This window comes from Candidatus Hydrogenedentota bacterium (genome assembly GCA_035416745.1).
Classification (GTDB): Bacteria; Hydrogenedentota; Hydrogenedentia; order Hydrogenedentales; family SLHB01; genus UBA2224.
The window spans coordinates 110,185-117,169 of record DAOLNV010000007.1 but is presented as its reverse complement, the minus strand read 5'-3'; the positions used below and the strand labels follow the sequence as shown (position 1 = coordinate 117,169).

Genomic DNA, 6,985 nt, shown 5'->3' with positions numbered 1-6,985 from the left:
TCCGCCCGGCGCGCCATTGCCTCGTAAAATCACGAGTGGTATCCTTGCGCCATGCCGCATATTCATCGTTTTTTCGTTGAGCCGGACGCCGTGCAGGGCGGGGCCGCGGTGCTCGAGGGCCCCGAAGCCCACCACGCGCTGCATGTGGTGCGGGTGCAGCACGACGATCCCGTACACTTGTTCGACGGGATGGGACGCGAGCTTCACGGGCGGGTCGCCCGCAGCACACGGCAGGATGTGACGGTGAAGATTACGAAAGAACGCAACACCCAGCCCGAGTTGCGCACGTTGACCCTCCTCCAGGCCTCGCTTCACCGCGACAAATCCATCGAGGAACTTATCCGTCGCTGCACGGAGATCGGCGTAGGCCATTTCGTGTTCTACCCGTCGGAGCGTTCCGAGCGCCCCCCGTCAATGAGCGAAAAATGGCGGCGCTGGGCCATCGAGTCATGCAAACAGTGCGGCCGGCTGTGGCTGCCCGAGTTCGCACTGGCCCAGGACTTGCCGACCGCCTTGACGGGCGTGTGGTCCGCTCTCCTGATAGCGACCGCCGGCGCCCAACCCATTCCACTGCGCGCGGCTGTCAAAGGAGACAACATAGCCCTCGCCGTGGGACCCGAAGGCGATTTCACGCCCGAAGAGCTCGACCTGGCCAGGGCCCACGAGGCCCGCCCCATCTCGCTCGGAACGGCCACGTTCCGCTCCGAGGTGGCGGCAACCATCGCCTGCGCCCTCGTCCGCTACGAACTCGGCTGCCTCGGCCCCTGAGGTCTGGGAACGATTCTCGACGGCCAAAGCGGAATCGCGTGGAGCGTCCCACGCCTTTCTTGGTTTCAACGGAACTCGATTGAGGCGATGTAGGCCGCTTCAAAAGACCAGTCGTTGGCGGCATTTTCCACACGCGCCCGAACCGTTTTGCCCGCATGAGGCGCGAGGTCAACGCCTATCTCCCGCCATTCCCCTTTCGTGTCGATGACCGATTCATGGGCTGGTTCGCCGTTCAACGACACGCGCAGCACGAAATCGCCCCGTTTGTCGGACGCGACAAGCAGAACCAACTGCTTCGCGGAGGCAGGAACGTCCAGCACCGCTTCGATCGCCGCGGGCTCTTCCTTGCTGACGGGGTGCAAAACGAGAACCGAATCCCGGCCATGCCATCCGCGCCGGATGCCAGGCTCCATCTCATGGCCGCACGCAACAACACGCCACGCCGGATCCCACAGCCGCATTTCCGTGGGTGTAATGGCGATCTTCAGCATCTCTTCCTGATTGACCCACTGCTCGAGGGTCACGGGCGGCTGGGCGGGTTGCCTCAGAATGTGGTAAACGCTACCGTCCACGGTGCCCCCCGTTCTCGCGATGATCTGCTCGGTGATCCCGCGGCAGGCATCGATCAGCGAATCAAACCCGTAGTCGGTGTGGATGAATTTTTCGTTTCGAATCGCTTCAATGCCCGAGGTGATCTCAGAACCCATCGACTCGAATCCCTTCATGCAACCTAAGACGCCCGCGGCGTTGGAGGGGTTGCAGTCGGAGTCCTGCCCGCAGCGCGCCGATACCTCCGCCGTGCGCAGCAAATCACCCTCGCCGTAGAGAAGACCCATGGCGATATAAGCGCCGTTGAGCTTTGCGTCGATATTGAACGGAGAACCGGGCATGCAATCAACGTCGTCCTGCCATTTCTCTTCGATGCGCCGCCATGTTGCGCGCCAGTCGTCCGGGGCCTCGTCGTGCCACGCGATGACGTCCTCGATGCATTTCCGGTACTGCGATTCAGGCGGAATACAATCGAGGCCTGCCTGGAGGACGGCCCGGATGTCGCTGTCTTCGAAATACGCCGCCGCGTACATCCCCGCGACGAACATCCCGCCGTAAAGGCCGTCGCCGTAGTTCATGATGCGGCCGAATATCTCGCAGAGACGAGTGGACTCCTGGGGCAATCCGGGACATAAGATGCCGAATAGGTCGGCCTCGATCTGGAAGTCGATGTCGTCCGCATGGCGGTTGTACAGGGGATGGCCCGACATGGGCGGCATGATGCCCGCACGCACGTTCTCGCGGCCGTAATAATTGGCGTGCCAAAGCGGGTATTCGGTGTTCGCGAAGGCCTTACCCGCCTGTTCGTACGTGATGTCAAGACCGTGCTCCTCGAGCGCCTTCAGGAAGGTCATCTCGACATAGCAATCGTCCTGCTGAATGGACCCCGCGATGTGCTCCGGTTTCCATGGACGCAGGTCTTCGTCGATGGTCGTCGCGTTGAAGCGGAACTCGTAGGGTGCGCCCAAACACACACCGAACATCTGCCCTGCCCATGCGCCTTTGCACTTGTCGACGAACCGCGCTTGCTCCAACGGGACCGTCTCCGCCGCGCCCGCGCTGATGCTTCCCAAAATAATGGCTGAACAAACAATCAAAGCTAGTGATCTCATGCCTCACCCTCCTTACCAGGTGTTCGTGCCTATCGTGGAGATTCCGGCAGGGGAAATCAAGGGCAAAGGACGGCCTCGCGCAGCCGCTCCTGACCCTGCCATTCCTGCAACCGCCGGGTCGTCAAGCTTCCGACTCTGAGACGCCGATGGCAAGAGCCTTTCCCGAAATAGGTCACCATCGCCACGGACGAAAGGACTCGCAGGCCGCCCCGGCCGCTATCCTACAATCTTCATGAGGCGTTTCTCGGACTGAATCATGGACCGCACGGTGTGGTAATTGATTTTCCACGCATGGCCCATGTAGTCCCAGAGACGGTTGTTGTTTTCGTCGAACAGAGGATACCACTCGCCGACTTCGTGGTTGACGACGTGATCCATGACGAAGCGGTGGACGTTTTCGTAGGCGTCGATGTATTTGTCGTCGCCAAACAGGAGATAGGCGTCGAGCATGCCGATGAGGCATTCGGCCTGTTGCCAGAACTCTTTGTTTTTCTCACGGGCAGGACCGTCGTGGGGGCCTTCGCAATAGACGCCGCCGTGTTTCCAGTCGATGCCGTATCGGTGGCAGTGGTCGAAGATCTTGCGGAAAGCCTCGAGATAGCCGCTGCGCTTCAGGCCGAGGATGTCCAAGGTGTGGATAAGGAGCCACGCAAACTCGACGTTGTGGCCGAAGCTCGTGTTGTTCATGGGCCGCCCCGCTTCGTCTTCGACGTCGCGGTCCGAGCCCCATACGTCAGCGAAGAGGATGGCCCGCAGCGGAGTCCAGTCGAGGGCGAACTGGGCGATGCCCGTGCCGAATTCCGGGTGGATAACCCGCTTGAACAGCAACTCGATTATCTCGTTGGTGCGATCGTAAATAAGCGGGGCGCCGGTGGCTTCGTAGAGATTCGTGAAGGCTTCCATAAGGTGCATATGGATATCGAACGATTTGCGATCGCCGCCGTACTTGCCCGGCCGCTTCTTTTGAAAATCCTCCTCGAGGAACTCATAGTAACCGCCGTAGCAGTTGTCGGCCATCCGTGTCTGGAGGATCTCGTAGTTGCGCATGGCCCACTCGAGGCCGCGAGGGTCGCCAGTGGCCATCTGGTACTCGCTGAGCGAATAAATGCCAAAAGAATGGCCGTACCCCAGTTTGCTTCTGTTGATGGGCGTGCCGTCCCGCTCGACGGTCCAGTACCAGCCGCCGTACTTGTCGTCCCACATGTGCGCGAGGAGAAAGTCGACGCCCTGTTTCGCGATGTCAAGGGCCTTTTGGCCGCCGTATCCTGCACGGTACATCGACGAGTACGTGTAGATCATCCGCGTCTGGCATATAAGAGTCTTGACGGTTTCGCCGGTCGGATTGCCGTTCCTGTCGAAGTAGGTCAAGAATCCCCCGTATTCCTCGTCGACGCCGTGAGTCATCCAGAACGGTATCAATTCCTCGCGCAGGTGGTGTTGCACTTCTTTCAGCAAAGATTTGCAGCGCTCTTTCATGGCACGTCTTCCCTTTGGTATTGCCTCTTGCGGCCCTGTGCCAGTCTACGGAAGCACGGCGTGCTTCGCAAGTTCCTGAATTTTGGGGACACAATACTCAATTGGGATTTCCTGCGCGTTTGTTGTACCACGTGCCTTGGGCATTCACAGCCACAATTGAGTATTGTGTCCCCAAAATTATGGGAGCCGCTTCACGGCCAGGACGGCCAAGTAGACTACCGCGCCGGTGACGATGATCGTCGGGCCGCTCGGGAGATCGTACGGGTAGCTCAAGGCGATGCCCGACGCGGAGAACACCATGCACAACAGCACCGCCGTGACCATGATCCGCCCCATACGCCGCGAGAACTGCCCCGCAACCGCCGCAGGCAGGGTAAGCAATGCAATAACCAGCACGATCCCGACCACATACACGAGGAGCACGATAGTCACCGCGATCAGGCACAACAGCAGAAGGTAATACCGTTCGACGGCGACTCCCCGCGTGCGGGCGAATTCCTCATCAAAACACACCGCCAGCAGCTTGTTATAGAAAAACACCGCCACGGACACGATCAGGATGTCGAGCCCCGCAACCAGCCAGACATCGCGTTTCGTGATGAGCAGAATATCGCCGAAAAGGTAGCTCATGGTGTCTTTGTTGTAGCCGGGGGTCTTCGCGAGGAGGAGGAGCCCCACGGCCATGCCGACGGCCCAGACAGCGCCGATGACGGTGTCTTCTCGCTCCTTGGCGCGCAGGCTGACCACGCCGATGATGAGGGCTGCGAGCAATGCCGCGGGCAACGCGCCGTAAATCGGTTCGAGCCATGCCAGGCCGGTGTGAACGCGCAGATACAGGGCGGCGCCGATGCCCCCCAACACACAATGCGCGATCGCCGCCGCGATAAAGGTGATCCGGCGGGTCACCACGAACGTCCCCACGATGCCGAAAGCCACGCTCGACAACATTCCCACGAGCATGGCATGGCGCAACACAGGAATGTCCGGATGAAACAGCGCTTTCAGAAACTCACTCATGGGCATGGTCCGTTTCGCGGTCGCGCACGTCGTGCCGGATGAGCCGCACGTCTTCGCCGTACAGTTCGCGCAGGCGAGCCGTCGTCAGTTCGCTTGTGGGATGGATATGCGCATGCTGATTCACGCAGATCACGCGCGAAACGGCGTCGTAAATGAAAGACGGATCATGGGAGACCATGATGATGGTCATGCGCTTCGCCACGTCCTGAAGGGTGAGCATCAGGCGTTTCGCCGCGGCCAGGTCCACATTGGCGGCCGGTTCGTCCAATAGCAGCATGTCCGGCTCGGATACCAGCGCGCGGGCGATCAACACGCGCTGGCGCTGGCCTCCGGACAGTTCGGAGAAAGCACGGCGGCGCAGGTTCCCGATGCCCATCTCGTCAAGAGCGCGGAGGGCCGCGTCTTTTTCCTCGCGGGTATAACGTCCGCCCCAGTGGCGTTCCGCAATGCCCATGAGCGCCACGTCCGCCACGGACACCGGGAATTGGGGATCGTATTGCGCGAACTGGGGCGTGTAGCCCATGCGGCCGCGGGCATTCATCGGAGGTTCTCCGAAGACTCTCACTTCGCCTTGGTCCGGCGTCAACAGGCCGAGAATAAGCTTGAGGAGCGTCGATTTGCCGCCGCCGTTAGGGCCAATAACGCAAGAGAACGCGCCGGAGGGTATGTCAAGGTTCACGTTCTGAAGCGCCGGCCAGCCGTTGTACGAGAACGTCACGTTCCGCATACATACAGCGGGCCAGTGGGCGCTATGGGCAGCGCATGAATCTGGCGTTTGTGCATCCGGCCTCATGGCGTTTTCTCCGCGGCGAAGGCTTCGGCCAGACTGGTTGCGATCTCGCGCAGATTCGCGAGCACGTCTTCACGCAGAGGGTCGACCGGCGCCACCGAGCCTTCGATAGCCTCCGCCACCGACTCCGCGGCACGCTGATCGAACTGCGGCTGTACAAAGATGACCCGCACGCCGTCTTTCCGAGCCTGCTCGATGAGTTCCTGAAGCTGCCGCGGCGCCGGCTTCTTGCCGCCCACTTCCACGGACTTCTGGTGCAACCCGTACGTTTCCGCAAAATATCCCAGAGCCGGATGATAGATATAGAACACATCGCCTTTGTACGGCGCGAGCTTCTCCCGCAATTCACGGTCAAGGACCTCTAGATCGTCGAGAACGCCGCCAAGATTCTGGTCGTAGTCATCAGCATGAGCCGGGTCAATCCGTTTCAGCGTTTGCGCGGCCGCTGTTGCCATGGTCTCGAGCATGGGCGGCGACATCCACACGTGCGGGTCCCACTCCTCGCCGGCATGCTGCGCCGGTGACTCCTCGGCGTGGCCGTGCGCCAGGTCGGTCCGGCGCGCGATGCCCTGGCTCAGATCCTGAACCGCGAGGGAAGGGAAACTTGCCCCGACGCGTTTGGCAAGTTCGCGTTCGAAAGGGAACCCGCCCACGTGAAAATATGCGGCGGCCTCGCCTAACGCCATCACCTGCTTCGGCGTTGCCGTAAACGTGTGCGGTCCCTGGCCGGGGGACAGTAAGGTATGAACGCGCACGTGCTCTCCCCCAACACGCACAGCCAGAAAGGCCAGCGGGGAAATGCTGACGAAAACGTCCAAGGCGCCGCCCCCCACACCTGTAGATTGAGACGGCGCGGGACCCGGCCCGCATCCACCCGTCAACGCCAGGCACAGCAATACGCCGGGCCAGACGATGCGCAATGACACGCGTCTAGTGCGCATGAGTCTCCGCTTCGCCTGAACTGCCCGCGGCCACGCACACAATGTGCATCGCATGGCAGTTCTCGCACTCTTCCACGTTGTGTGTGGCCGAGAACCGGTCCCAATGCTTTCGCTGCTCGGGCGAGAGGGCGCCCGCTCCAAGACACAGGGGACACACGTTCTCGAGAGCGGCCAGAATGGCCCGCCGGATGAACTCCGACCGGTTACCAATGCCTTGCATGGCGTGGGACAGGCCTTCGTCCACCTTGAACGTAATGATCTCGTGTTTTTTTGACGGGGGCATGGGTTTTTCTCCGGTTGACCGGCCGAGTTTAATACTTTTTAATACCTAA

7 protein-coding genes are annotated in these 6,985 nt (G+C 60.8%); 1 reads left to right on the top strand and 6 read right to left on the bottom strand.

Features of this window, described 5'->3' with window-relative positions; genetic code table 11:
• Positions 1–51: 51 nt before the first annotated feature.
• On the top strand, positions 52–768 hold the full coding sequence (locus PLJ71_04600) for an RsmE family RNA methyltransferase (protein HQM47943.1): 717 nt from the start codon (positions 52–54) through the stop codon (positions 766–768).
• Between the two features lie 65 nt (positions 769–833).
• Here the strand turns inward: PLJ71_04600 and PLJ71_04595 are convergent, their stop codons facing one another.
• The 6 genes from PLJ71_04595 to PLJ71_04570 form a co-directional block, all read right to left on the bottom strand.
• Complete coding sequence (locus PLJ71_04595; GenBank protein HQM47942.1) at positions 834–2,429, bottom strand: ADP-ribosylglycohydrolase family protein; 1,596 nt, start codon at positions 2,427–2,429, stop codon at positions 834–836.
• A 216-nt stretch (positions 2,430–2,645) separates the two neighbouring features.
• Positions 2,646–3,905, bottom strand: coding sequence for an AGE family epimerase/isomerase (locus PLJ71_04590; protein HQM47941.1), 1,260 nt, complete (start codon positions 3,903–3,905; stop codon positions 2,646–2,648).
• A gap of 177 nt (positions 3,906–4,082) precedes the next feature.
• On the bottom strand, positions 4,083–4,922 hold the full coding sequence (locus tag PLJ71_04585; protein HQM47940.1) for a metal ABC transporter permease: 840 nt from the start codon (positions 4,920–4,922) through the stop codon (positions 4,083–4,085).
• Complete coding sequence (locus PLJ71_04580) at positions 4,915–5,649, bottom strand: ABC transporter ATP-binding protein (protein ID HQM47939.1); 735 nt, start codon at positions 5,647–5,649, stop codon at positions 4,915–4,917. The genes PLJ71_04585 and PLJ71_04580 overlap by 8 nt, the downstream gene beginning before the upstream one ends.
• 62 nt (positions 5,650–5,711) lie before the next feature.
• Positions 5,712–6,653, bottom strand: coding sequence for a zinc ABC transporter substrate-binding protein (locus tag PLJ71_04575; GenBank protein HQM47938.1), 942 nt, complete (start codon positions 6,651–6,653; stop codon positions 5,712–5,714).
• Positions 6,643–6,936, bottom strand: coding sequence for a CopG family transcriptional regulator (locus PLJ71_04570; protein ID HQM47937.1), 294 nt, complete (start codon positions 6,934–6,936; stop codon positions 6,643–6,645). The genes PLJ71_04575 and PLJ71_04570 overlap by 11 nt, the downstream gene beginning before the upstream one ends.
• Positions 6,937–6,985: the final 49 nt, after the last annotated feature.

Bases quoted from the DNA above. Each gene is read 5' to 3' on its own strand.
- PLJ71_04595 (HQM47942.1), bottom strand. From the start codon at position 2,429: ATGAGATCACTAGCTTTGATTGTTTGTTCAGCCATTATTTTGGGAAGC.
- PLJ71_04580 (HQM47939.1), bottom strand. From the start codon at position 5,649: ATGCGGAACGTGACGTTCTCGTACAACGGCTGGCCGGCGCTTCAGAAC.
- PLJ71_04575 (HQM47938.1), bottom strand. From the start codon at position 6,653: ATGCGCACTAGACGCGTGTCATTGCGCATCGTCTGGCCCGGCGTATTG.
- PLJ71_04590 (HQM47941.1), bottom strand. From the start codon at position 3,905: ATGAAAGAGCGCTGCAAATCTTTGCTGAAAGAAGTGCAACACCACCTG.
- PLJ71_04600 (HQM47943.1), top strand. From the start codon at position 52: ATGCCGCATATTCATCGTTTTTTCGTTGAGCCGGACGCCGTGCAGGGC.
- PLJ71_04585 (HQM47940.1), bottom strand. From the start codon at position 4,922: ATGAGTGAGTTTCTGAAAGCGCTGTTTCATCCGGACATTCCTGTGTTG.
- PLJ71_04570 (HQM47937.1), bottom strand. From the start codon at position 6,936: ATGCCCCCGTCAAAAAAACACGAGATCATTACGTTCAAGGTGGACGAA.